The 24,838-nt window shown below is 38.3% G+C and carries 25 protein-coding genes; 19 read left to right on the top strand and 6 right to left on the bottom strand.

What is annotated here, in order from left to right; all coding sequences use genetic code 11:
• The first annotated feature begins 133 nt into the window (after positions 1 to 133).
• The 6 genes from HMPREF2731_RS11115 to HMPREF2731_RS11090 all read left to right on the top strand — a co-directional run bounded on the left by HMPREF2731_RS11115 (position 134) and on the right by HMPREF2731_RS11090 (position 5,435).
• The gene (locus tag HMPREF2731_RS11115; protein ID WP_002314992.1) at positions 134 to 1,585 is read left to right on the top strand and encodes an amidase; all 1,452 of its coding nucleotides are present in this window, start codon (positions 134 to 136) and stop codon (positions 1,583 to 1,585) included.
• A 21-nt stretch (positions 1,586 to 1,606) separates the two neighbouring features.
• Positions 1,607 to 2,443 carry a transporter substrate-binding domain-containing protein gene (locus HMPREF2731_RS11110; RefSeq protein WP_002306692.1) on the top strand — a complete coding sequence of 279 codons (837 nt, stop codon included), beginning with the start codon at positions 1,607 to 1,609 and terminating at the stop codon, positions 2,441 to 2,443.
• Positions 2,443 to 3,102: an amino acid ABC transporter permease gene (locus HMPREF2731_RS11105; protein ID WP_002306693.1), complete on the top strand. Its 660-nt coding sequence runs from the start codon at positions 2,443 to 2,445 to the stop codon at positions 3,100 to 3,102. The genes HMPREF2731_RS11110 and HMPREF2731_RS11105 overlap by 1 nt, the downstream gene beginning before the upstream one ends.
• 123 nt (positions 3,103 to 3,225) lie before the next feature.
• Complete coding sequence (locus HMPREF2731_RS11100) at positions 3,226 to 3,915, top strand: hypothetical protein (protein ID WP_070872975.1); 690 nt, start codon at positions 3,226 to 3,228, stop codon at positions 3,913 to 3,915.
• A gap of 5 nt (positions 3,916 to 3,920) precedes the next feature.
• The gene (locus tag HMPREF2731_RS11095) at positions 3,921 to 4,916 is read left to right on the top strand and encodes a sce7725 family protein (RefSeq protein WP_002306695.1); all 996 of its coding nucleotides are present in this window, start codon (positions 3,921 to 3,923) and stop codon (positions 4,914 to 4,916) included.
• A 6-nt stretch (positions 4,917 to 4,922) separates the two neighbouring features.
• A complete protein-coding gene (locus HMPREF2731_RS11090; RefSeq protein ID WP_002345112.1) occupies positions 4,923 to 5,435 on the top strand; it encodes a GNAT family N-acetyltransferase in 513 nt (170 codons plus the stop codon).
• Between the two features lie 193 nt (positions 5,436 to 5,628).
• Here HMPREF2731_RS11090 and HMPREF2731_RS11085 read toward each other — a convergent pair whose 3' ends face one another.
• From HMPREF2731_RS11085 to HMPREF2731_RS11075, 3 genes are all read right to left on the bottom strand, one after another.
• Positions 5,629 to 6,186 (bottom strand): guanylate kinase, encoded by a 558-nt coding sequence (locus HMPREF2731_RS11085; protein ID WP_025478124.1) that lies wholly within the window; start codon positions 6,184 to 6,186, stop codon positions 5,629 to 5,631.
• An 88-nt stretch (positions 6,187 to 6,274) separates the two neighbouring features.
• Positions 6,275 to 7,456 carry a NupC/NupG family nucleoside CNT transporter gene (locus HMPREF2731_RS11080; protein ID WP_002314996.1) on the bottom strand — a complete coding sequence of 394 codons (1,182 nt, stop codon included), beginning with the start codon at positions 7,454 to 7,456 and terminating at the stop codon, positions 6,275 to 6,277.
• A 386-nt stretch (positions 7,457 to 7,842) separates the two neighbouring features.
• Positions 7,843 to 9,351: a DUF1846 domain-containing protein gene (locus tag HMPREF2731_RS11075; RefSeq protein WP_002309230.1), complete on the bottom strand. Its 1,509-nt coding sequence runs from the start codon at positions 9,349 to 9,351 to the stop codon at positions 7,843 to 7,845.
• A gap of 158 nt (positions 9,352 to 9,509) precedes the next feature.
• Here HMPREF2731_RS11075 and HMPREF2731_RS11070 point away from each other — a divergent pair, with 158 nt between their 5' ends.
• The 13 genes from HMPREF2731_RS11070 to HMPREF2731_RS11005 all read left to right on the top strand — a co-directional run bounded on the left by HMPREF2731_RS11070 (position 9,510) and on the right by HMPREF2731_RS11005 (position 22,790).
• Entirely contained in the window at positions 9,510 to 9,701 is a 192-nt protein-coding gene (locus HMPREF2731_RS11070) for a hypothetical protein (RefSeq protein WP_002290760.1), read from the top strand.
• Positions 9,702 to 9,914: 213 nt separating this feature from the next.
• Positions 9,915 to 10,832, top strand: coding sequence for a coiled-coil domain-containing protein (locus HMPREF2731_RS11065; protein WP_002306703.1), 918 nt, complete (start codon positions 9,915 to 9,917; stop codon positions 10,830 to 10,832).
• The gene (locus HMPREF2731_RS11060; protein ID WP_002319942.1) at positions 10,825 to 11,898 is read left to right on the top strand and encodes a hypothetical protein; all 1,074 of its coding nucleotides are present in this window, start codon (positions 10,825 to 10,827) and stop codon (positions 11,896 to 11,898) included. Before HMPREF2731_RS11065 ends, HMPREF2731_RS11060 begins: the two co-directional genes overlap by 8 nt.
• 147 nt (positions 11,899 to 12,045) lie before the next feature.
• Positions 12,046 to 12,564: a membrane protein gene (locus HMPREF2731_RS11055; RefSeq protein ID WP_002309234.1), complete on the top strand. Its 519-nt coding sequence runs from the start codon at positions 12,046 to 12,048 to the stop codon at positions 12,562 to 12,564.
• Positions 12,545 to 12,937 carry a DUF4430 domain-containing protein gene (locus HMPREF2731_RS11050; protein ID WP_002316261.1) on the top strand — a complete coding sequence of 131 codons (393 nt, stop codon included), beginning with the start codon at positions 12,545 to 12,547 and terminating at the stop codon, positions 12,935 to 12,937. Before HMPREF2731_RS11055 ends, HMPREF2731_RS11050 begins: the two co-directional genes overlap by 20 nt.
• A 74-nt stretch (positions 12,938 to 13,011) precedes the next feature.
• The gene (locus tag HMPREF2731_RS11045) at positions 13,012 to 13,947 is read left to right on the top strand and encodes a cation diffusion facilitator family transporter (RefSeq protein WP_070872974.1); all 936 of its coding nucleotides are present in this window, start codon (positions 13,012 to 13,014) and stop codon (positions 13,945 to 13,947) included.
• A gap of 132 nt (positions 13,948 to 14,079) precedes the next feature.
• The gene (locus HMPREF2731_RS11040) at positions 14,080 to 14,859 is read left to right on the top strand and encodes an AzlC family ABC transporter permease (protein WP_002306712.1); all 780 of its coding nucleotides are present in this window, start codon (positions 14,080 to 14,082) and stop codon (positions 14,857 to 14,859) included.
• Positions 14,852 to 15,169 (top strand): AzlD domain-containing protein, encoded by a 318-nt coding sequence (locus HMPREF2731_RS11035; protein ID WP_070872972.1) that lies wholly within the window; start codon positions 14,852 to 14,854, stop codon positions 15,167 to 15,169. The genes HMPREF2731_RS11040 and HMPREF2731_RS11035 overlap by 8 nt, the downstream gene beginning before the upstream one ends.
• Positions 15,170 to 15,411: 242 nt before the next feature.
• Entirely contained in the window at positions 15,412 to 17,022 is a 1,611-nt protein-coding gene (locus HMPREF2731_RS11025) for a polysaccharide biosynthesis protein (protein WP_070872971.1), read from the top strand.
• 157 nt (positions 17,023 to 17,179) lie between these two features.
• Positions 17,180 to 18,028 carry a DegV family protein gene (locus HMPREF2731_RS11020; RefSeq protein WP_002290771.1) on the top strand — a complete coding sequence of 283 codons (849 nt, stop codon included), beginning with the start codon at positions 17,180 to 17,182 and terminating at the stop codon, positions 18,026 to 18,028.
• A gap of 234 nt (positions 18,029 to 18,262) precedes the next feature.
• Positions 18,263 to 18,742 (top strand): DUF6530 family protein, encoded by a 480-nt coding sequence (locus HMPREF2731_RS11015; protein WP_002290778.1) that lies wholly within the window; start codon positions 18,263 to 18,265, stop codon positions 18,740 to 18,742.
• A 32-nt stretch (positions 18,743 to 18,774) separates the two neighbouring features.
• A complete protein-coding gene (locus HMPREF2731_RS11010) occupies positions 18,775 to 21,018 on the top strand; it encodes an AAA family ATPase (RefSeq protein ID WP_070872969.1) in 2,244 nt (747 codons plus the stop codon).
• Positions 21,019 to 21,146: 128 nt separating this feature from the next.
• Positions 21,147 to 22,790: a glycoside hydrolase family 13 protein gene (locus HMPREF2731_RS11005; RefSeq protein ID WP_070872967.1), complete on the top strand. Its 1,644-nt coding sequence runs from the start codon at positions 21,147 to 21,149 to the stop codon at positions 22,788 to 22,790.
• A 63-nt stretch (positions 22,791 to 22,853) separates the two neighbouring features.
• Here the strand turns inward: HMPREF2731_RS11005 and HMPREF2731_RS11000 are convergent, their stop codons facing one another.
• The 3 genes from HMPREF2731_RS11000 to HMPREF2731_RS10990 are packed head-to-tail and all read right to left on the bottom strand — an operon-like array spanning position 22,854 to position 24,708.
• Positions 22,854 to 23,399: a TIGR01440 family protein gene (locus HMPREF2731_RS11000; protein WP_070872965.1), complete on the bottom strand. Its 546-nt coding sequence runs from the start codon at positions 23,397 to 23,399 to the stop codon at positions 22,854 to 22,856.
• Positions 23,400 to 23,420: 21 nt separating this feature from the next.
• Positions 23,421 to 23,906, bottom strand: coding sequence for an ECF transporter S component (locus HMPREF2731_RS10995; protein ID WP_002306721.1), 486 nt, complete (start codon positions 23,904 to 23,906; stop codon positions 23,421 to 23,423).
• Positions 23,896 to 24,708 carry a hydroxymethylpyrimidine/phosphomethylpyrimidine kinase gene (locus HMPREF2731_RS10990; protein WP_002306723.1) on the bottom strand — a complete coding sequence of 271 codons (813 nt, stop codon included), beginning with the start codon at positions 24,706 to 24,708 and terminating at the stop codon, positions 23,896 to 23,898. The genes HMPREF2731_RS10995 and HMPREF2731_RS10990 overlap by 11 nt, the downstream gene beginning before the upstream one ends.
• Positions 24,709 to 24,838 lie beyond the last annotated feature (130 nt).

Here is a 24,838-nt window from a genome sequence, read left to right as displayed (position 1 = left end):
AAAAAGACTAAGGTCATGATTGATCTTCGTCTTTTTTTATAAAAAACACTCGTCTGTTCATTCATGTGCAAGCGTACTCATTGTATGTTAGACGAACTTGTGGGAAAATAACAGGGGCAAAAAGGAGGATACTATGAAAGATGCAACAGAATTAGCGAAAGGACTTAAAGAAAAAGAATTTAGTTTTCAAGAATTAGCTGAGGATGTACAGAAAAAAATAAAAAAACAAAATCATGAATTGAATGCGTTTGTTGCACTTGAACCATTCGAGAATAGTTCCACTGAACGATTGATTCCCCAGTCAGAAAAAGGACCATTGGCAGGTATTCCATTCCCTTTAAAAATGCTCGGTCAAGAAAAAAAGGGGTGGCTAGCTACTTCAGGATCTCGTTTATTTGAAACACATCGAGCTTCTCATACATCCAATTATGTACAGCAAGCAGAAGCGATAGGGCTAGTTCCTTTTGGACAAACCAATGCGCCAGAGTTTGGTTTCAAAAATATTACAGACCCCGTCATCTATGGCCCAGCAAGAAACCCCTGGAACCTTGAATGTACACCTGGCGGATCAAGTGGAGGCGCTGCTGCTGCAGTTTCAGCGGGAATCGTTCCTTTAGCTGGCGCTAGTGACGGTGGTGGTTCTATTAGAATACCCGCTTCGTTTTGCGGATTGATTGGGCTGAAACCTTCGCGAGGGACGATGCCAGTTGGTCCATATGCTTGGCGAGGATGGCAAGGAGCTGCTATTGATTTCGGTTTGACGGTTTCTATGAGAGACACGGAGGCTTTATTTTATGGGATGAGAAGCATCCATTCCGGTGCGCCATATCAAGTATCGCCAGTTGAGTGGCAAACACATCCAAGAAAAAAACATTTGAAGATAGCTTTTTGTGTTGATTCACCGATCCACTCACAGATTAGTGAAGAGGCAGTACTTGCTGTAAAAAAAGCTGTAGATTTCCTTGAAAAAGAAGGACATGATTTGACGGAGATTCCTTACCCACTAGATGGTCGTAAACTGATTAGGTCTTATTATCAGATGAATGGCGCAGAGACAGCAGCAATGATCCACTCGATTGAAGCAGGCATCCAGCGAACTGTCAGAAAAGAAGAACTTGAGCCGATCTCTTGGACTTTGTTCCAATATGGTCAGAAACTTTCTGCCGCTACTTACATTGATTCTCTGCATGTATGGGATGAAGCAGCAATTGTCATGGAACACTTGCATCAAGAATATGATTTATTCCTTTCACCAACGACTGCATTTACTGCCCCTAAAATCAGCGAAGATTTGCAAAGTGATACGATAAGAGCACAGATGGAACACATCCATGATTGTTCTGAAGTACAAGCTTTAGAAGTTGTTTCTTCTATGTTTGAGGAAAGCTTGAAGATCACACCTTATACACAATTGGCTAATCTGACTGGACAACCAGCAATCAGCTTGCCTACTCATTTGACAAAAGAAAACATGCCTCTCGGGATTCAATTTATGTCCGCCAGAGGAAGAGAAGATTTGCTGCTTCAAATCGGCTATCTATTTGAAGCAAGTCACCAGTTCCATTTACCAAATCCATGGAAATAGCAGAAACAAGGAGAAGAAAAAATGAAGAAAAAAAGATTGTTTGCTCTAATAACTAGCGTCTTTTTTATTTTAAGCGCTTGCGGTACAGCTGCCGCTAACCAAGAAGATCACAGCTGGAGTAATGTGGAAAAAAAGAAAGAATTGGTAGTAGCAACTTCTGGCACACTATTTCCCGCTTCTTATTATAATGATCAAAATGAATTAGTTGGTTATGACGTAGACTTGGCGAAAGAGGTAGCCAAACGTTTAAATGTCAAAATCTCCTTTAAAGAATACAATGTGGATGGACAAATCACTTCTGTTTCAAAAGGAGAATCAGATTTTGCTGCGAACGATTTTGGTATCACAAAAGAAAGAGAAAAAAAATTCTCCCTTTCAGAGCCTTTCAAATATTCATTTGACAGTATGATCGTACGAAAAAAAGATGATTCAGGAATCCACTCACTTGATGATCTTAAAGGAAAAAAAGCAGCTGGCGAACCCAATACTAGCTATATGCGTTTAGCGGAAAAACACGGAGCTAAATTAGTTACTTACGATAACGCCACGAATGATCAATATTTAAGCGATGTAGCAAACGGTCGAACAGACGTTATTCTAAATGATTATTATTTGCAGAAAATGGCCGTATCTGCTTTACCAGATATCCCCGTAAAAATCTTGGAGAACGTTTATTTCAATGAAAACGAAAGTGGTTTTTTATTGAAAGAAGGAAATGATGCTTTGAAAAAGAAAATCGATGGCGTATTAAAAGAGATGAAAGAAGATGGGACGACAAAGAAAATATCTGAAAAATATTTTCAAACTGATGTTTCAGTCAAACCGAAAGAAACGATGACTGAGTCGGTGAGTGATTGATGTACTTTCCTCTCATTGATTTTTCCCTCATGTGGACTTCACTTCCTTTCGTACTGCAAGGCTTGGTATACACATTAGGGATCGGCTTCGTGTCTTTTGTTTTAGGAAACTTGGTAGGGTTGCTTTTGACAGTTCTAGGTCTTTTGGATTGGCTACCTCTGAATGTATTTATTCGTTTTTATTTATCGTTCTTTAGAGGTATTCCCGCACTAGTCTTGCTGTTCTTGTTATATTTCGGGTTACCTTATCAATTAAGTGCCTTAACGGCTTCAGTCATCTGCTTCACGATTACCAGCAGTGCATTTATTGGTGAAATCTATCGAGGATCACTAGCAGGCGTTTCTTCAGGTCAGTGGGACGCTGGTTTAGCTTCTGGTTTTTCTTTCTTTGGGGTATTGAAATATATCGTTTTACCGCAAGCCTTTCGAATCTCGGTACCGGCACTCAGTAACGTAGCTATGGATTTAGTGAAAGGTACCTCATTAGCGGCAACGATCACAGTGCCAGAAATATTTCAAAAAGCAAAGATCATAGGTGGTCGGACATTCGACTATTTTTCTCTCTATATTTTAGTTGCACTGATTTATTGGATCATTTGTATCGGGATCGAAAAAGTGCAACAGTATTTAGAAAAACGTTCCGTCCATCAGTCAATCTGAAAAATAGAAATGGTGCTAACGTGACAAGCATCATTTCTATTTTTGTTTCTTGTGTATTCTGTCTAGTATTTTAAAATCATTTCATGTAAAATGTAAGACGAAAATATGTTCGGAGGTAAAAACATGAAGACCCCGCTAACCATCGAAATAGAATCCTCAATATACCAATATTGCATCGAGCAGGGCGGCTTAGTCGTAGAAGAAGTCACGATGCCTGATGACCAAGGAATTGTAGATACGCTTAGCTGCTTGACAAAATTTGATGGCAGCCGAGAATGGCGATGCTATGAGCTGAAAGTGACAAAAGCAGATTTTCGTTCTACAGCCAAACTGTCATTTGTCGGGCATTATAATTATTTTGTTTTGCCAAGTAAACTATATGAAGAAGTGAAAACAGAGATCCCTACAGGAATAGGTGTACTAGTATATCGCCCGTACACGATCGAAGAGGAAATGCCTGCATCTGGTACATTTATGATTGCGAAAAAAGCAGCAAAGAAGGAGCTTGCTGTACCGGAAGAAGCTTTGACAAACCGTTTTATGGCTTCTTTATTCAGAGAAGTAAGAAAAGCAAAGCAAATGGAGCGAGGCGTAAAATATTTTCCAACAGATCAATTGTACAAAGAATTGAAAAGACGTTCAGAAAACCAAGATCCCTTTTCTAACGAACGATACTATGAACGATTTTTAGAAGAAATAGCTAGTCAGGCAATCAATGAGTTGCAAGAAGAAGTTGCTGCGCTTCAACATGATTATGAATACTTAAGGCAACAACAGCAGATCCGGCGGTTGCCCACAGAGCCATTGGAGTGAAAAATATGTACTATCCTTATTTAAGAGGAAAACAATTTGACCTATTAGCATTAAAAGAAGCATTGTCGCGAGGATTGCTCTCCAATAAAATCCAACCGGTAATCGAACCAGTACGTGATTCCGCTACGCTTAAAAACGTGATCGAATTATTTCAAAAAAAGCACCATCCAATCGCTGTAATCCAAAATCCCCAAGTAGGACAATTCAAATTATTCGATCAGCATGTGCACAGTTGGACAGTCAAGGAACATAGCTCTGTCGTCTCTGCACAGATTTTAACGCCAGAAAATCTTAACGACGTACTGGATTCACCTCCAACATTTCTTGTATTCGATGGACAACACTATCCAAAAGACGCAGAGGTGTGGAAACAGCTGGCAGGAGTCGATTCGAAATTCTTGATACCAGATGCTAGTCGCTTTCGCATCTGGCTGCCCGAAAATAAAATTGTGATCCGTGACTCTTTTCGAACGAGAAAGCATGTTGAAAGTTATACAGATAAAGCAGACGATTTTTTTAGTGATGACTATCTTTTTTTCCACGAAGACGGATATAGTGGATTTTCTGATTTCACGATCGAAGGCAGCCGTTATTTCGATAAAGGGTTTCCTAGCCGAGCGCTTGCTATCCATCTAACGTATATCGATGCTTACGGTAATATCCGCGTAAAGCATTTTGTCTCTGACAGTAATGATTCCGCTAAAGATCAAGCATTGAAGTTTCTTGAAGCAGGAGATAAAATGAAAAAATGGATCATGCGTCACCATCATCAGCTCTTAATCACATCAGGAATGATTGAATTACTGGCTCTCTACCAGCAACAAAAATTTCCAGGACTCGGAGTATTGAAAAAATGGTCCCTAATGCATCATTTGGAACTTATCAGTCAACTACTGGATCATCCAAAAAATTGGCTTAGAAGTTATTCAAAAGTTCCTGAACTGTATGAAGTGATTCAAAAATTAGAGAATATAAATGAAAAAGAAACAGAAAAGAGGTAACTGGATGTGTATATTCGGCTAGCAAGAAAAGAAGAAGTAGAAGAAGTGGTAAAAATTATTGATGCTGCAGCGGAATTTATTGCTTCGCAAGGCTCTCCCCAATGGCAGAACGGGCAGAAACCAACAAAAGAAACGATTTTGAACGATATTGAAAGAAAAGAAAGTTATGTATTAATAGTCGAAGATCAAATTGTTGGAACAGCTGCATTAGTCTCAGGCGTGGATCCCGTTTACACAAAAATAGATGGTAGTTGGAAAGAATCAACTGGTCCTTATTTATCGATTCATCGTGTTGCTTTAGCAGAAAGTACTCGAGGAAAAAAACTAGCAAAACCGTTCTTAGAACATTTGTTGACGATTGCAGCCAGCAAAGATATTCAAGATGTCCGTATCGATACTTATCCAGCTAATGAACCGATGGAAAAGACCATCTATTCTGCTGGATTCACTTATCAAGGAATGATTGAATTCCCTTTTGAACATGGTGAAAGAAAAGCGTATCAAAAAATAATCAAGTGAGTATAAAAGCATCTTCACAAGGATGAAGACTTAATAATATGAAAAAACAACTAGCTGATTGCTAAGAGATTGGGACAGTAGTGGTGAGCTTCAAGAAATAATTTTCGAAGAAGCTACTTCTGAAACACCGTTCATCGAGAGGTCGTGACACCATTTTTGTCGCGGCCTCTCAGCTTATCTTATGGCTATTTAGCTAATCTGTTTCTATCAATAATCCTTTTTTTATTTTATCTACTGCTTCTTGGAACGCTCCATCGTTTGATACGACTAAAAGTGTGGGAATAGCTGTCAACCGTTCCAGTTGAGCTAAGTCTTTCGCATAAACTGCCATTCTGGCCAAAATCTGTTCGGGTGAATCTCCACGCTTTTTCAGGCGCGATTGTAATGTTTCTTTAGAAATCGTAATAAAGATCGGACGGACTACCGTGCCAAAATACTCGTATAAATGCCAAAAACCATTTGCCGTCAAAACGGCATAACAATTTCCTTCCTTCAGTTTTTTGGTAATCTCTGCTTTGCTGGAACCATATTTATGTTGAGCATATTGATCCCACTCTGCAAACTCGTCTCGCTTGATCATCTGATTGAATGCATCGTCAGATACAAAATAATAATCCTCTTGATCTTTTTCTCCAGGTCTTGGTGATCGATTCGTGTAAGTAATGATCTTTTGTTCGGGCTGAAAAACAGCTTCTGCGAGTGAAGTTTTCCCAGAACCAGAAGGTCCGATAAACACATAGCAATAATTCATCATCATTTCTCCTTTGATATTTGAGCAACTGAAAAAGCTTTGGAAATATTTCCAAAGCTTTTGAAAGCAACGTCGCTTTTTTTGTTTATTATACCAGTAATCCAGTCACAATAGCACTTAAAAAGCTGACTAAAGTCGCTGTTAGCAAAATTTTCAATCCGTGTTTTGCGACAAGATTTCCTTTTTCTTCATTTAATCCCTTCATCGCGCCAGAAATGATCCCGATAGAAGAGAAGTTGGCAAATGAAACAAGGAAAACAGATATGATCGCTGTTGTGCGTTCAGTAAAATGGAAATGACCGTTAGCTAATTCTGTCATAGCAACAAATTCATTTGTAACCAATTTAGTCGCCATGATACTACCAGCATCCACTGCTTCTTTCCATGGGATTCCACTGATGAAGGCAAGGGGGGCAAAGATATAACCTAAGATCTCTTGGAAAGTAATACCGAATATCCCGTGAAAGATAGCATTGATCATGGCAATCAAGGCAACGAATCCGATAAGCATAGCAGCAACCGTGATTGCCACATGGAAACCATCAAGAATGTATTCTCCCAACATTTGGAAAAAGGTCTGTTCTTTGTTTTCTTCAATAATTAGTTCGTCTTCTTTTTCTTCTAATACATAGGGATTCACAATCGAAGCCAGAATATATCCGCCAAATAAATTCAAAACAAGGGCAGTGATCACATATTTAGAATCGATTAGTGCCATATAAGATCCGACGATTGACATAGACACTGTAGACATAGCCGAGACACTCATGGTGAATAAACGTTTCTCAGATAAGAAAGGTAATTCCTTCTTTATGGAAATAAATACTTCCGATTGCCCTAAAATAGCAGAAGCTACTCCATTGTAGGATTCTAATTTGCCCATTCCGTTGATTTTACTTAACCCAAGACCAACGGCTTTCATAAACAATGGAAGAATTTTGATGTAACGTAAAATCCCGATAATAGCAGAAATAAATACGATTGGCATCAATACGGAAAGAAAGAAAGGTGCACTTCCTTTATTTGCTACACCGGCAAAAACAAAGTCAACACCCTGCCCAGCAAAAGCAAGAAGATGATCAAACATTTTTGCCAATACAGAAACAACCGCTGTACCAAAAGTTGTACGTAATAATACGAAACCAAGAACAAGCTGTAAAACGAACATCACAATTAGTGGTTTCAATTTGATTGCTTTTTTGTTGCTGCTGATCAAAAAAGCAAGACCTAATGTGACAAATAAACCAATAATACCTAATAAATAACTCAAATAATCACTCCTATTCCAAATTCCGTTTTATTTTACCTGTTTTGTAAATAAAATACTAATCTTTAGTGAAATTTTCATTACTTTTTTAGAGTAAAACGCATTCATTTCCCATTAGAATACAAAGCAACCAAAATAAATTAAAAAAACAGATAAAAGACGCTAAAAAAACTGATGTTCCATTGTTTTTTCGTATTTCAAATAGAGAGGGAAAGTAAGTGAAAGTATGAGAAATAAAATTTATCCTATTCTTGTTTTTTCTTTCAAACTGAATATCCCTCAAGAAGGGACAAGAAGTGTATCCACTTAGTAATGGCTATAAAAAAACGAAACTATTGTTTAAGCTAATGCTAATAGTTTCGTTTTCAACCTTTATAAGTGAGTTTTTTCTATTGGTAGTATAGATTTTCTGAAGGGTAAACAGGTGCGCAAGTAATATCGATTCCTAGTTTTTTCAATGTTTGTTCATCATTTTTATTGACCATCACAGTGGAGTGGGCTTGTGCTCCCTCAAGTTCAGCTAGTTTATCATAAGCAACTTGAGCGATTGGATTCGTTACTGCACTGATTGATAAAGCGATCAAAACCTCATTGATGCTTAGTGCATCCAAAGAGGAATGAAGTGTCTTTGACTTCAATCCTTGTATTGTTTCAAGAACTAATGGTGATAATAAAGGAATGTCATCTGCAATATGCGCTAAATGTTTTACTGCATTTAAGATGACTGCCGCTGACGCATCCATCAATGAGCTTGTACGTCCAGTAATAATGATTTCATCTGGTAATTCGATGGCAATCACAGCAGAAGGATCTTTTGTAGGACTTTGTGCTTGAATTTTATCTGCATAATCATGGGCAGGAACGACAACGTTTCGGTCTTCAGGGCGTAATCCGACTTCTTCCATAATCAGTTTGATTCGATTAACTGCTTCTTCGTCAATCAATCCTTTTTTGAAGTCACACTCTGTTTGGAAATAGCGGCGGATGATTTCTTGTTTAGAAGCTTCTTGGACAACCGCATCATCCACGATACCAAATCCTACACGATTCACACCCATGTCAGTAGGAGATTGATAAACAGATTCTTTACCAGTAATTTTTTCAATAATACGTTTGATTACAGGGAAGGTTTCAACATCTCGATTATAATTTACAGCTACTTTATTGTAGGCGTCAAAGTGGAAGGAATCGATCATATTGACATCCTTCAAATCGACTGTGGCTGCTTCATAGGCAATGTTCAATGGATGTTTCAACGGAACGTTCCATACTGGAAAAGTTTCGAACTTGGAGTAACCAGCTGCATGTCCTTTTTGGCTTTCATGATACAGTTGGTTCAAACAAGTAGCGAGTTTTCCGCTTCCTGGTCCAGGAGCTGTCACTACAACGATTGGTTTAGCTGTTTCAATGTATTCGTTTTTCCCAAACCCATCTTCTGAAACGATTTTTTCTACGTTGACTGGATAGTCTTCGATTTCTGAATGTTTATAGACTTTGATATTTCGTCTTTCTAGTTTATTGATAAAGACTTTCGTGGCAGGCTGGCCGCTATAGCGAGTGATAACGACACTGTTGATCAATAATCCATAACCGCGTAATTCATCAATCAGTCGCAAGATATCCATATCATAAGTAATCCCATAATCACCGCGGATCTTATTACGTTCAATGTCTCCGGCATAGACGCAAATCAGTATTTCAGCCTGATCTTTTAATTTTTGTAGCAATTTGATTTTCGCATCTTCTTCAAATCCTGGAAGTACACGTTTTGCATGTTTGTCATCCACTAGCTTTCCACCAAATTCCAAATATAATTTATCATAGTGGTTCACTCGTTCCAAAATATACGCGGACTGCTCTTCAATATATTTCTCTGAATCAAAACCAATTTTTTTCACTGGGTTCCCTCCTTAAGTACTAAAGCATTTTTTCATTTTTTTTTGGATTCGTCAACTGGAAGAGTAAAATTCCTCAAAAAAACAAAGAAAATGATTTAAACCAACTTGTCTAGATAGTTATTCATTGGTATGATAGTTTTTGATAAGGAAGGTGCTACATGAAAAAAAGACAGAAAAAGAAAAACGCATATAAACACTATATCCGTTCGATTTTTACCGGTTATGAAAAAATGCTTGAAGATCCCGAATTAGAACAATTGACGTTTACTTATTTAAACGAAGAAACGCAACTAACTCGTGATGACCATCAGCGCATTCATTTCACAACAAGAGATCTGCCTAGTAAATAAAAGAATATGATAAAAGTCATTGTATTCGATTCTGTCCTATCAGATGAATCAGATATCAAAGACTAGTTGATCGAAAAAAAGGCTGCGCCAAATTTTGGTGCAGCCTGTTTTATGGAGCATTGCCCGCTCTTTTTTATAACAATTTTTTACAGAAAATGGTACTATTGAAGTATTAATAAGTGAAAATCAGATGAGTAAGAGGAGGCAAGTAGTATGAAAGAGCCAGATACAAACACAAATTACGAGCAAGGCGAACTAGAGGAGACGAGCACGAATCAGGATACAGCAAAAGAATCGTCTTCTTTTTATGATATCAAAGAAAAAGCAAGCATGAATCTTTCCCAATTATTAGAAGATTTACAAGCTTTTGAAAAAGCTGTCCGCGAAGAAGATATTCCTGAGATCTACCGTTTGTACAACGGCAGATTGAACGAAGAATTAAAACGAAGCTCAAATGAAAATCACGAGATTGACCAATTGCTGATGCGTAAGATCCATGATCGTTTTTTGCAAGAATTTCCTTTTATGGAACAAGTAGAAAGCATCTCACCAACGATGAGCTATTACAAAATCGGCACTTATTACCATGATCGCCCTACAATTGGTATCGATGCAAGTTTGCCAGAAATTTTTGTTTTGCCTAAGATCGATGAAGAGTGGGAGAAATATTCCCAACCGGAGACAACGGACTATGACAAAAAAATCAATGAGCTAGACGCAAAGGTGATCACAGCTCAGACAGAGATCGAACGTCTAAACGAACAGATAAAAGAAATCAATCGGCAGATGACTGATTTGGACGATAATAAAGGATTCTTGAATCGTAAGAAAATCGAGGAAGAAATTCAAGAATTAGAGAAGAAGAAGCAAGTGCTATCTAATGAAAAATTAGGCTGGCTTCCTTATATCGAGACACCTGAAACAATCCAACAGCAAAAAGAAGCATTGAAACAAGAAGCAAGAGCGGACCAACTTCGCGCAGCCATCGTAGAAAAAGAGCAACGGCAAATCAGTCGCTATTTCGGTAGCAAAGAGGGGTTTGGTCAAGCAATCCATGAATTCTTGATGAATTATCTTGGTAATGAAAATCCTAATAATCAATCTAATGAAGGAGGTTCCGAGTATGAATGAACACGATGAAGCAGAATGGACAAAAAATGAATCACAGACAGAAGATCATGAAGAAACGAACACTTCATTAGAGGAACAAACCAGTAAGCCACTGGATGACACAGAAGAAGTCCTTATGCCAGAAGAAACAAAAATCCATGAAAAAGAAAAAGTAACTCCGACAAATACGGATACTTCAGAAAACACCCATGCTTATGAAGTATCTGAAAATCCCGGATATTTAGAAGGAAAAGAGCAAGATTATCAAGATATCGTCAGTTTGATTGAAACAGCGGAAGCAGAATTAGCGGATTTACGTATGAGAAAATATTTGATTGAATCAGATTTTCCCGAATTATTAGAATCATATGACCGCTTTATATTGAATGAAGAACCGATCTCAACGATTGGAAAAACAAGTCTGATCGAATACTTCACATATGAATTACTGAAACCGTTGAATGATATTGGTCTGGAACGATCAAATTCAGCTTATGACACATGGAAAACAAGACATTTCTCTATCAATTATACGTTGAATGGACAAAACGAATTAGTCTTTTCCTTTGTATTACCGACCATCGATCAACGATACCAAGTGGAATCGATGAGTCTTCTAAATGTATCACCAGAGACGATGGAAATCGATGTCCAGGATGATCGAGTGCTTTCTTTGATCCGATACTGGTCAGTTGATCGAGTATTCTCAGCAGGACAGATTACGATCTTCAATCACAAATTGAATCAATTATTAGCCCATGCTAGAATGCTTGGTTTTACAGTTAATCAGACACTACTAGACAATACGAAGCCACTTCGTTTGAACCTTCAGAGCGAATTTGAATTGACGAATGAAGTATTGGATGATATTTTTATCGTGGCGATGAAAAATCCCTCCTATGATATGGAAAAGATCAACGAAACTACTTATCAAGTACGATTAGATAAAGGACAGTCTTTAACGATAGCAACAAACGAAAAAGATCAAACGGTCTTGTCGATCTCATCTGGAGATTACCCACGATCCGTCATTGATTTCTTTATCAATTACGAATTCTTGGTTCCGTTAATGGTGAGAAAGTCCTGATTGGATAAGTTGGATTACCAGAGGTCATTCAGATAATTCTGTTCCAAAGGACTTGCGGCAGTTATCCAGAATAATTGTCACAAGTCTTTTCTGTATGTACTGAATGAACGTGAATCATCTGCTGGTGAAGGAGGAGTTACATCAAGAATGACCACAAATAAAATCGCCCAGCTTAGCTTATTGTCTGCTGCTTGTGTAGCAGGTAGGATCGCTTTTCAATTTATTCCGAATTTCCAGCCAATGACTGCTATTTTTTTATTTATAGTACTTTACTTAAGCTTGAAAGATGCGCTAATTGTCATGAGTCTTTCTATCGCAATCAGCAGTTTTTATTTTGGTGTGGGTCCATGGGTCATCGGTCAGTGGCTCAGCTATACCGTCGTTCTGGCGTTGTTTTCAATTTTCTACTCGAGAAGAACAATTCAAAGGAGTCTCTGGTTAAAAGGAACCTGCTTTTTTCTAGCAGGTATAGTTTATGGAATAGGGATGACTGTTTTCGATACGCTGCTCTATCATTTACCTCAACCTTGGGTCTATTACCTTCAAGGGGTGTCGTTTGATCTGATGCACAGTATAGGTAATGTTGTGTTCTTCCTTATTTTTCTGCCAGTCGTCAAACGTTTTTACAATCATTCAGGAGGAAAAAATGAAAAAAATAATTTATAGTCTGCTTGCAATGAGTGTCAGTGTACTCATGTTGACAAGTTGTAGTACAACCAAAACACCATCGACTTCAAACCAAAAGGAGGAAGTAAAAACATCGCAAAAAGCAACGATCACGTTACAAGAAAATGGTCAAAACTTTTTGAAAAAAGAAGTGACTTTCAAAAAAGGAGAAACTTTACTGACTATTTTGAAACAAAATTTTGAAGTCGAGGAAAATGATGGCTTCATCACTTCGCTTGAAGGGCATTCTCAGGATGAAAAGAATCAAACCTATTGGATGTTTACTGTGGATGGGAAAAGTGCTACTACTGGGGCAAAAGAGATCGAATTGAACAATGGACAATCGGTCATTTTCAATTTATCTAAATTATAAGTTTCATAAAAACTGTTAAAGGGCGGATATTGCTGCTCTTTAGTCAGTTCACTTGATGAAAGAAGGAAAAGAATATGGAAAATTTTAAAAAAAGCGGAATGTTTTCCGTAATTGCTGCTCTAGTGGCTAATATTCTAGTTGCTATCAGCAAATTTGTCGGCTATGCAATCAGTGGCAGTGCCGCCATGCTGAATGAAAGCATCCATAGTATCGTTGATTGTAGTAATCAGATTTTGCTGCTATTTGGCGATAAACAAGCTAATAAAGGTCAGAGCGACTTGCATCAATTTGGTGAAGGTCGAGCAAAATACTTTTTTAGTACGATCGTCGCAATGATGCTTTTCTTCGGTGGGGGAGCACTAGGGGTGATGGAAGCTTTTGAAAAATTGACGCATCCATCCCATGAAGTTGGTAATCCAATCATTGTCATTGCCATTTTGTTATTTGGTTTGGTAATCGAAGGAAGTTCTTTGCGTGTCGCAATGAAGGAAATCAAAGAATTGAATACTGAAAATCTTTCCACGATGCGCTTTTTGCGCGAAAGTCGACATAGTGAAATACTGATTATATTTACGGAAGACTTGTGTGCTGTAATCGGTTTGGTCTTGGCTTTAGCGGGAACAATCTTGACTTATACAACCGGGGTCGCTGCATTTGATGCTATCAGCGGATTAATGATTGGTTTCTTACTGATGGGAGCTGCGATTTTCCTAGCAAAAGAATTTTATAGTCTGATCATTGGTGAAAGTGTGACAGCAAGCGATTTATCAAAAATCAAGTTAGCCTTTGAACGACCTGAGATCAGTCGGCTAATTGATATCAAAACCGTTCATTTAAGTCCAACGGAAATTTTAGTCGCTGCAAAAGCAGATATTGTTGGAAACAAAGAAAATGAAACGTATTCGATCATCAATGATATTGAAAAAAATATGCGCCAGTCTCTTCCTGACAAGAAGATGTATATATACATTGAAACAGATAAATATGACCCAAATTATTCTCACAAATAAAACGTATGTTCATGAATTGAAGCAAAAATGAGAAAAATATAATCTTGTTTTTAAATAAAACGGCTACAATTTAGCGAATTTATGTTACAATGAGTCCGCTGTTTATTTGTTGTAATTAAAGGAGATATTTTAATGAACAAAAAGAAGAGTGCGCCATGGCTTCAAGCTTTGCATGCAGTGATGCCGCTTTGTATAAGCTATATACCAGTGGGATTAGCTTGTGGAGTATTGTTGCAAAAAGTTGGATTTGATCCTCTCTTATCAGGGCTGTTATCGATTCTGGTCTTTTCCGGCGGCGCGCAGTTTTTAGTTGCATCTATGCTTACGACGCAAGCATCATTTGCAACGACATTATTGATGGTTTTCTTTTTAGAATTACGCTATACATTATTAGGAGCAAGTCTTGCCGGTTTTATGAAAAAAGAAAAGCGGACGTTTTTAGCTGTCTTTTCTCAATCACTGAATGATGAAAACTATGCGGTGAACTACTTAAAGTTCTCAACTGACCCCTCTTGGAACAAAAGAAAGGCTTTATATGTCAATTGGTTCTCAATGGCTGCATGGGCCGGTAGCAACATGATCGGTAATTTTTTTGGCTCGGTGATTCGAGTAGATGCTGACCTTGTCCATTTTGCTTTGACTGCTATGTTCATTTTTATGTTTGTCATGCAAATGAAAAACGCACTACTGATCTTTACAGGTTTGTTTTCAGGTGTATTAGGGGTGATCTTCATGGTATTATTCCAAAACACATTCGGCTTGATTGCAGCTACTGTTATTGCTTCATTTGCCGGATTCATGCTGGAGAAGGCATTTAAAAAAGAAAAAGCCAAGAAACTAAGGGATCGCGGCAAAGATGTCAATGAACCGCTCTTCAACTTCCCAGAACAGGAGGCCAACCATCATGACTAAACTATATTTGCTGTTTTTAGTTGCTTGTCTGTTCATCGTTGCGTATATCCCGCGCTTGTTCCCGACGCTTTATTTTACTCATCGAAAAGTGCCATCTTGGTTTAGTGACTGGATGAAGTATGTACCAGTAGCATTGTTTGCGGCGTTAGCTTTCAAAGATGTCTTCATTACTCATGAACATCTGGATATTGCTTGGAATATCAAAATAGCTGCAATGATTCTAGTAGCAGGTGTGGCTTACAAAACACGTTCGATGGCGTTGTCAGTTTTGACAGGACTTGCGTCTGTCTTTTTACTGTCCATGCTTTAAACTGTTTTATTCCCTAAAAAACAGAGATTGCGACATAAGTTGTTCAAACTGATCTATCCAAACTGCATTTGCATCAGCCAATTGTGGATGCAAGTTCATTTGTTCGGATAAAAAGATTAGTGTTGACTTATGATGCAAGCTCTTTTTTGTTTTAAGAATTAAAGAGGGATTTGTCCTTCTATGTTTTTTTGCTATAATAGGGAAGATGTTTATTTTATGAAAGAATAGTTGAGGGAAATTAGATGAATAAAAAATTGATGCAAGGAACATTTTGGCTAACCTTTGCTAATCTTCTATGTAAAGTTTTAGGGGTAGTCTATTTGATTCCCTGGCTAAGTATGATGGGGAACAATCAAGATGGTATGCTTGCTACGACATTATACAATGTTGGCTATCTTCCATATGGATTGTTCCTGATGCTTGGTACAGTCGGATTTCCAAATGCGATTGCAAAAAAAGTAGCTGTAGCAACAAAAGAAGGAGATAACGCTGCTTGTCGGCTGATTTTTCGAAGTACGATCAATATCATGTTCGTCATCGGTATCGCCTCTGCTGCGTTGATGTATTTATTTGCTCCTTTATTAGCCGGAATCAGTCCAATCGCTAACGTTAACAACGGGATATTAGCTATCCGAAGTTTATGCCCATCTTTGGTTGCTATCCCGATTTTGAGTGCAATGAGAGGATACTTCCAAGGGAAAAACGATTTACGACCTTATGGAACTTCTTTGATTATTGAACAAGCTGTACGAGTGATCGTTATCTTGGCTGGTACTTATTACTTGCGCGTATTGACTGACGGAACCATATTAGAAGCTGTATTGATCAGTACAGTTGCTTCTTTCTTCGGTGGGTTAGCTGCGATTATCCATATGTATATCGTCGGACGCAGAAAAGACTTCTTTGAACTTAAAGACTTTTTGATTTCCAGTCGTTACTTCGAAAGAGAGAACCGATCTGCCTCTGTCTCTATCATTCGGGAAACACTACCGTTCATTTTTGTCGGCTCCGTCATTACTATCGTTCAAATGATCGACCAAGTAACGATGAAACCACTGCTTCACTTTTTCCGTCCAGAGATTGCAGATCAGCAACTGGAATTCTTATTCAGTCGTGCTTCTGTTAATCCAAACAAACTGACATTGATCCTGATTTCCATGGTAGGAACAGTTGCTATAAGTAGTTTGCCAATACTAAGCACAATGAAGAAAAAAGATCGTTTACAAATCGAAAAGACAGTAGGAGACAGTTTTTCGATTGCGTTATTGATCCTTCTTCCTTCATTGACCGGGATGTCTTTATTAGCTGGACCGTTATACACATTGTTTTTTGGTTATGATCCTGAAAGTGTTGGTTATTTCCAAATGGCTTTGTTAGCTTCTTTGTTTTTCTCATTATTCACGATCCTATCAACGATGCTTCAATCTCTGAACCACCATCGTTTTGCGATTCGACTAACTGTAGAAGCAATTATCCTGAAAGTCATCTTCCAAGTAATCGGACTAGGTCTAGTTGGCGGATACGGGATGAGCTTATCAAATGGCTTGGCATTCGGTATCGTCTTTATTCGTGGGTATCACTTTATGTGCAAAGAATACCGAATAGCACCTTTAGCAAAAATCAGCAGTTTTTTCTTAAAAACTTTCCGATCTACCTTGATTATGCTTGCGGTATGTTTCATCATTTTCTTTTTGCTGAATCAGCGATTGCCAATGGAATCAAAAAGTTATGCAATGGTTTATTGTGTTGCTTTAGGAAGTATTGGGGGTTTAGTATTTTTATTTTCTCAATTCGGAAAAAATGGGTTCCGAATGTTGAAAAATGTTAAACATCGTAGCGGAAGCAAAGAATAGGCTAACTAGTCGTCTTTTTGCTGTCACTAGAAAAACGGCAACTCGTATGATTACGCTTGTCGTTTTTCTATTTTCCAATTTTAGTTTCATATCTAATCTTACTTATGATATAGTTATGAGGTCTGGAAAAATTCTTTGAAACGAGGAAATTAAACACATGAAACTTGCAGTAGTTACAGATAGTTCGGCGTATCTGCCGGAACGTATCAAGAACCATCCCGACTTATTCGTGATTCCAATCCCTTTGATTATGGATGGGAAAATTTATAACGAAGGAATCGATATCGAAGCGGATGAATATTATGGACTTTTAAAAAACAGTAAAGATTTTCCTACTACTTCACAACCTGTCGTAGGGGAAGTTTTGGCTTTATATGAGGAATTGAAAGAGAAAGGCTATGACACGATTTTAAGTATCCATCTTTCTTCAGGTATTTCTGGTTTCGTCAACACCTTATTTGCGATGAAAGACGATATCAGTGGAGTAACGGTCATTCCTTATGACTCTAAGATCACTAGTATGCCGATGGGACATATGGTAGAAGCTGCCTTAGACTTAAATGATGAAGGTCAGCCCCTTGATGAGATACTTGCGCATGTCGATCGAATTCGAGATAATACTTACGCTTATCTAATTGTAGATGATTTGAACAATTTAGTACGGGGAGGGCGATTGACCAATGGCGCTGCACTGATTGGTAGCCTATTGAAAATCAAACCGATCCTGACATTTTCTGAAGGAAAAATTGTTTTATTCGAAAAAATCCGTTCAAGTAAAAAAGCATTTGCTCGGGCTGAAGAAATCATTGGCAAAAGAAATAACGAAATACAACCGCCAGTCAAACTTTATGTGATACATGCAAACAATTTAGAAGTAGCGATTGCGGAAAAAGAGAAATTGCAGAAAAAGTATCCAAATGCAGAAATCGAAGTTGGTCATTTTGGACCAGTCATTGGTACACATTTAGGCGAAAAAGCCATCGGCATCGCCATTTCAGCGCAATAATTCCTTTTATTCAAAAAACATACCAAAAATATTCTAACATCAGCTTGCTCTTTATTCACGTGATAAATGTACGTGTAGAAGAGCAAGATGATGTTTTTATGTGTTTCTAACAAACAGGCTCTTTTTCTTTGCATTTCTCTATTCAGTCATTTATAATGTCGTATATAGTTTAGTGAATTAGTAAACTACTGATTTACTAATTTACTAAAAATAGAAAGACGAGGAGTTAAAATCATGGAAATACCTACAAATTTAAAACATAAACCAGTGCTCGTTGTAGAAGACTACGATAAAGTTGATGGAAGAAATGCATTGAATACGGACGCAAAAGGTCTTTCTCTAGGTCTCGCTCAATGGAATGACCGTGGAAAAGTCGACATATCAGGCAAAGTATGGCGACATACTGGAGAAAAATGGTCTCGACAATCAGAAGAATTACCAATTACACGTATTTTAGACTTAGCGATCTTAGCTGCACAAGGAAGTTTATACTTCCAAGATGCTTATCGTTATGAAAAATTCTATGATCCAGAAAATCCAGTTGTGGACATCATTGGTTTGCAGGGAAACCGGATGACAGTCGAGGTAGATACCAAAAATCCAAAGATCGATGAAGACATTATTTTGTATTACGATACACTACAAAAAGACGGAGAACTGATTGGGGAACGATTCCGTATTTTAAAACGTCTTTTAGATGAGTTAGGATATTAATAGACAGAGATGATCAAAAGGGGAAGAGAAGCATGGAGAATTTCTCACTAACAGAAAACCGGACCTTTTCACGGCTAGAAAAGCAAATGATCTGGAAGAAACCGAAAAGCCATCGGACAAGTGCAGAAGAGTGGCGGATCGCCTCCGAAATCAAAGAAAATTGGCAAGATCCTGAAATGAAAATCAGTAACGTTCTTTTAGAAGGAGACGCCGGATCGGGTAAGACACAGTTAGCAAAAGCACTATCTGCTGATTTGCAACTTCCCTATACAAAAGTGACATGTTTTGCAGATATGGATAAATCAGATGTGTTCGGCGCCTTATTACCTGTAGTAGATTCCGATAAAGAACAAGACCAAGAATTGCTGGAAGCTATTTACCAAACAGATACACTTGAAGCTGTACTGACACTGATCCAGAACCATTACGGCATTGATTCTTTTTCTGCCAAAGAAAAATTAGCAGAGTTAGTTCAAAGAATCGAAGCCGATTATCCAGATGCAATCCATTATAGTTATTATCCTTCTGAAATCGTTCGAGCGGTCGAAAAAGGATATCTATTAGAGATCCAAGAGCCGACTGTCATCCGTGATGCTTCTGTTATTGTGTCACTTAACTCAGCGCTCGAACCAAATGGGATGTTGAATTTGCCAACAGGAATCATTCGTCGCCATCCAGATTGTATTATTGTCATTACCACAAATCGAAACTACCAAGGAAATCGACCCTTAAATGAATCCTTAAGAGATCGGATGCAGCATGCGGAAAAAATGGATCTTCCTGCCTTAGAAGTCATGGCAGAACGTGCGATGGCGAAAACCATGATTCAAAATCAAGAACTCCTTATGAAGATGGCAGAGATTATCCGTTTATTGGATGAAACTGCAAAAGCAAATGCCATCAAAGGTGTAGCAGGAATGCGTTCATATTTTTATTGGGCGAATACCTATAAGCAAGGACAAAATTTACTCCAGTCGATTTATCCAAAAGTTTTGTATAAATTATCCACTGATCCAGATGAATTGGCAATCCTTGAGCAAGCTTTGTCTGAGAGTGGATTGTTATTAGAACTTCAAGACATTTTGAGAAAAGAAAAATGGGGCTATCCTCAAATAGAACCTCAATCTGAGCATGCAAAAGGAAGAATTATCAGCGCCGAAGAAGCAAACGAACGAAACATCACTGAAGATGCTGAAGAAACTTTGCGCTTAGATGAAAAGAAACAACTGTCTGATGAAGAACCAAATGTGGAAGAAGAGAGACTAGAGAAAACAACAGAAAAAAACGAGATGCCTCCTCAAATGCAAAAAGAACGCAGGAGCGATATCGAAGGGAAAAATCAGAAGGAACAACAACAAACAGAAGAGGATTCCCAAGAAATGTCTGCTTCTGACATGGAAACACATGATAAGGAAATCAAGAAGCAATTAAATAAAGAAGCGCGGCAAATCATGAAGGAAACGATTCATGAAAAAGAAGGTCTCATCGTTCACCGACCGGCTTTCCAAGGAAAAACGCAAGAAGCACGTGAACTACAAATGCAAGTCATGCCGATAGTAGAATCACTTAGCCGACAAATTTTAGAATTACTGGATAATGAACAAACAGAGACGTACCAAAAGGGAAAATATGAAGGACAGCGGTTTAACGCAAGTAGAGTAGCATATGGTGATTTGAGAAATTTTGACAAAAAGAACCCGCCACATGGGCAACCTTCCTTAGCGGTAGCTGTGCGGATCGATGAATCTGGATCAATGATAAGGGATAATCGGATCGAAGCGGCAAAAAAAGCAGCGATCGCCATTGCCGAATTTGCTAAGAAAGTCGATATCCCCTTGTTGATTTACGGGGATACAGCAGACCGTTCAGCAAGAGAAAAGACTTCTTTGTTTTCTTATAAAGAATTTGAAGACGGGTTTCAATGGTTAAATGAAAAATTAGTCACTATGAAACCAAGACAAAACAATCGTGATGGAGCGGCACTTCGTTTAGCAGCGGAAAAATTAAACAGACAATCCGCCACAGCCAAACTGTTGCTTAATATTAGTGACGGTCAGCCAAAGGCGTTGCCAGATTATACTGGCAAAAAAGCAAAAGAGGACATCCAGTCTGTTTTGAAAGAATACGAGCGTCAAGGCATATTATTTGTTTCCGCAGCCATTGGTCAAGACAAAGAAGAGATCAAGTCAATCTACGGTGAAAGCCGTTTTGTAGATATTACTGACCTAAATGAATTTCCCAAGCAAATGATTCAATTGATTGCCCGTTATCTATGATAAAATAAAGCCCAACGAACGCACTTAGCAGATTCGTTGAGCTTTTCGTTTCTAGTTACCGGTAACAAGGATACTTCTAAAATAGAATCGGTTATAATCAAGAGGGACCGTTAAAGGAGTGAAACGATATGATACAAGAACAAAAATGGTGGAAAGAAGCAGTAGGCTATCAAATCTATCCGGCCAGTTTCAAAGATAGCAACGGCGATGGACAAGGAGATATCAATGGGATCCGCGAAAAACTTGGATACTTGAAAGATCTTGGCATCGGATTTATCTGGATCAATCCAATCTATCAATCTCCATTTATCGATAATGGTTATGACGTAAGTGACTATCAAGACATAGAAAAGCGATTCGGCACGATGGAAGATTTTGATTTATTGCTGAAAGAAGCACATGAATTAGGAATCAAAGTTATTATGGATCTTGTCATCAACCACAGTTCGGATCAGCATCAATGGTTTGAAGAATCGAAGAAATCCAAAGAAAGCCCTTATCGAGATTATTACATTTGGGTCGATGGAGTAGATGGCAAAGAACCAAATAATTGGACATCGATTTTCGGCGGCTCTGCTTGGGAATATTCTCACGAAACAGGACAGTATTATCTGCATGTCTTTGCAAAAGAACAACCAGACTTAAATTGGGAAAGTGAGAAATTGAAAGAAGAACTATTCAATATGATTCGATGGTGGCTAGATAAAGGGATAGACGGATTTCGCTTAGATGCGATTTCTCATGTAAAAAAAGATGAATATTCAGTAAAAGCCACAGAGAACCCTTTTTCACCCTTTCAAAATGTCTCGGGAATCGAAGAACATTTGACTGATTTAAAACATGTTTTCGAAGAGTACGATATCATGACAGTCGGAGAAGCAAGCGGCGTCACTGCAGAAGAAGGGCCGGAATGGGTAGGAAAAGACGGTTATTTCGATATGATCTTTGAATTCGATCATATCCATATTTGGCAGCAAGAAAAAGAAGGGCAATTAGACGTCCTTAAGTTAAAACATGCATTAAGTGCTTGGCAAACTTCCCTAGATGGTATCGGATGGAACGCTTTATATATGGAAAACCATGACGTTCCTCGTGCCGTTTCTGTGTTCGGAGATACCCGTCCCGAATTTTGGACTATGTCTGCAAAAGCAATCGCTATGATGTATTTCTTTTTGCAAGGAACGCCATTTATTTATCAAGGACAAGAAATCGGAATGACGAATATGCCTTTTGAATCGATCAACCAAGTTGATGCAGTGGATTCGAAAAGACTTTATGAAAGGCTTCTTGCGGAAGGTAAGACAAGAGAAGAAGCATTAGATATCATTCGTGAAACCACCAGAGACAATAGCAGAACACCCATGCAATGGACTTCAGAAGAATATGCCGGCTTTTCTACACATGAGCCTTGGATGATCACTAATCCTAATACCAAAACGATCAATGTAGAACAACAAGAACATGAACCGGATTCGATCTTGCAATTCTATAAGAACATGATCCGCATTAGACAAATCAATAAAGGCCTGATATACGGTTCTTATAAAGAATATCTTCATGAACATCCACAACTATATGTCTATGAAAGAGATTTAGAAGATGAACAGTATCTTATTATGGTAAACTTGACGGAATCATTTGCTGACTATGAACTCCCAAAAGAAGCAGATCAGTCATGGACATTGCTCTTATCAAATTATTCTAGCGGAAACTTTGAAAAAAAAGGAACACTAGCCCCTTATGAAGCTCGGCTGTATAAAACAAACAATTAAAAAACTTCCTCGTTAAAGTTCAATAGTTGGACTTTCCGAGGAAGTTTTTCTGATTTACCCATCTTAATAATTTGCTCTAGGACCACCGATATATTTAGGACGAGAGCGAAGGGCTGTCACATGGGCTTGTCCCAAGGTTTTCAAACGAGGTCTGACAGGCACTTGGACATGTTTGATATGCATACCGATCGAAGTGTCACCGATATCGATGCCGGCTTGCCCAATTACATGCTCCACTTCGACAGGGTCATTGAACTGCTCAAAAGCAGCAACAGAACAAGCACCTCCAGCGTGTAATGCAGGGATAACAGAGACGATTTCGAAATTTTTTGCTTCTGCCACTGTTCGTTCTACCACCAATGCTCGATTCAAATGTTCGCAACCTTGGACAGCTAAGACAATTTCTTTAGGATCTAATAGCTCTTTTAACGTACGGATGATCCACTGACCAACTTCCGCACTGGAATTTTTTCCAATATGTCCACCGACGACTTCACTTGTGCTGCACCCTAAAACAAAGAGATCTCCTTTTTTCAAGTGTGCCTCAGCCAATACGTCATTAACTATTTCAGTCAATTGAACTTTCAATTCTTTTTCTGACAACTTCATTCTCTAAAACCTTCTTTTCAATTAATATTGCTTCCGTGCTTGAATACGTTGAAGACTTGCAGTTATAGGAAAGGCAAGACCCATACCGATAAGATTTTGAAAGGTATTCCCTGGGATAGAAGCCACTCCAGCCGGCCAATCATACAAAATCCAACCGGCGATACCATAGCCGACGATCATAACTAAGCTTCCTAAAAAAAGACCAAATAGCCACATACGAGTAGAAGATTTACTGAAAGATCCGGCAACATATCCTTGTAATCCGTGAATCACTAATGAAAAAATAGCCCATTGCGGATATCCTGAAATCAAATCGATTAATAGACCACTGGAAGCACCGACAACTAATCCACCCATTGGACCATAAAGAAAAGAAGCAGTATAAATTCCAGCCTCACATAATGTCACAAAGCCGTTCGTAGCCGGTACAGGGATCAAAATAGTTAATGAAAGTGCAACGGTCAACGCAATCAACATCGCATAGATTGTTAGTTGTTTAGTTTTCATTTATCGTTCCTCCTTTTTGGATACCGCCAGACCAGACGCTTCCTGTATGATCATTCATCAGCACACCATTGGAAATACAATGGGCAACAAATTTTTTACTTTCTGCTACGGCTTTTGAAACGTCTGTTCCTAATACAAGATTCGCTGTTATTGCAGAAGAAAAGGCACAACCGGCACCATTTACTGTCGGGGTATCGACTTTTTTCTGAGAAAACACCTCATGATGGTCAACTGAATAGAGAAGATCCACAGCTTGTTCGCCAGCCATCCTTGTGCCGCCTTTTATTACAATTTTCTTTGCTCCTGAAGCAGTGAGCTCTTTAGCGAGATGGATCATTTCTATCAACGAAGAGGGGAGAGCTTGACCAGAAAGTAAAGCAGCTTCTGCCAAATTAGGCGTAATCATCGTAACAAGTGGAAAAAGTTCTTCGATGAGCTGCGAAATATACCATTGATTGATCACAGTTTCAGTTTCTTTGAATGCCAAAACAGGGTCTAAAATGATTGGGATATTTTGTTTTGCTTTTATGAAGTCTCGAACAACCATGATTGCTTCACTTGAATTTAATAACCCAATCTTGATTCCATCTAATGAAGTCATTTGATCAATTGAAGCCAACTGTCGTTCAAGCAATTCTGAAGGAATAGATTCCAAGATAAATCGCCCATTCGTATCTAGTACCCCTATAGATGTCAAGGCGCTTAGCCCGAATAAACCAAAATCTTCAAAAGTTTTTAAGTCTGTTTGGATTCCTCCACCAGCAAATGGATCAGAGCCACCAATCGTCAAGATTCTTTTCATAACATTTCCCTCCATGAATAAGAGTATAACGAAATTTTCAAAAAAGAAAAACAGCCAATTGGCATATTTTTATCTCATCCAATTTTCAAAAAGAAGCGAAAAGGGAATGTGACAAAAATCGTGTCACATT

The organism is Enterococcus sp. HMSC072F02, from assembly GCF_001837725.1.
GTDB classification, from domain to species: domain Bacteria; phylum Bacillota; class Bacilli; order Lactobacillales; family Enterococcaceae; genus Enterococcus_B; species Enterococcus_B lactis.
Note: the sequence above shows the minus strand (reverse complement) of the source record. Positions and strands in the feature narration are given on the sequence as shown.